Consider the following 697-nt stretch of genomic DNA (forward strand, 5'->3'; position numbering starts at 1 on the left):
AGGCTCAGGTTGTGGCAGCTTGCCAGGGGCCCGGGGTGTCGCTCGCGGCGATCGCGTTGCACCACAAACTGAACGCCAATCTGCTTCGACGTTGGGTCGAGCAGGCCGAAACGAACGATTGCGTGCTGGTGGCGCGTAGCGACCTGGCAGCGCCATTGGCAGCGGCGCCAGCACCGGAATTTGTACCGCTGCCACTTGAGACGCGAAACACGCGGACATCTGAGATTCGCGTCGAGGTGCGTCGCGCGGACCAATCGATAACGGTTAGCTGGCCAACCTCAGAGGCAGCGCAGTGCGCTGCCTGGCTGCGCGAGTGGCTTGCATGATCCGCATCGATCAGGTGTGGCTGGCAGTTGACCCGCTGGATATGCGGGCCGGCTTAGATACGGCACTGGGTCGGGTGATCACCGTGTTCGGCGCTGCGCATCCGCACCATGCTTACCTGTTTGCCAACCGGCGGGCCAACCGCCTGAAGGTGCTGGTTCACGATGGGATTGGCATCTGGCTGGCAGCGCGACGGCTGAATCAGGGGCAGTTCGCATGGCCGCGCGCGGGTAGCGAACCAAAGCGGCATGCGCTCACGCAGGAACAACTTGCCGGTCTGGTGGTGGGTTTGCCATGGCAGCGCATCGGCGCGGACGGCGTGATCCGTGTCGTTTGAGGACGTTCGGGACGTATACGGTCGCGCTTTCGCGCT

Annotated in this window: 2 protein-coding genes; both read left to right on the forward strand. The window is 64.0% G+C overall.

Annotation, left to right across the window (positions count from 1 at the left end; genetic code table 11):
* Positions 1 to 326: transposase (locus tag VSR82_RS39890; RefSeq protein ID WP_498858915.1), on the forward strand; the 326-nt coding region annotated here is incomplete at its 5' end.
* Positions 323 to 661 (forward strand): IS66 family insertion sequence element accessory protein TnpB, encoded by a 339-nt coding sequence (gene tnpB / locus VSR82_RS39895; RefSeq protein ID WP_498858916.1) that lies wholly within the window; start codon positions 323 to 325, stop codon positions 659 to 661. The genes VSR82_RS39890 and tnpB, both read left to right, overlap by 4 nt.
* Positions 662 to 697: the final 36 nt, after the last annotated feature.

The organism is Burkholderia sp. JPY481 (genome assembly GCF_038900515.1).
GTDB lineage: Bacteria > Pseudomonadota > Gammaproteobacteria > Burkholderiales > Burkholderiaceae > Paraburkholderia > Paraburkholderia youngii.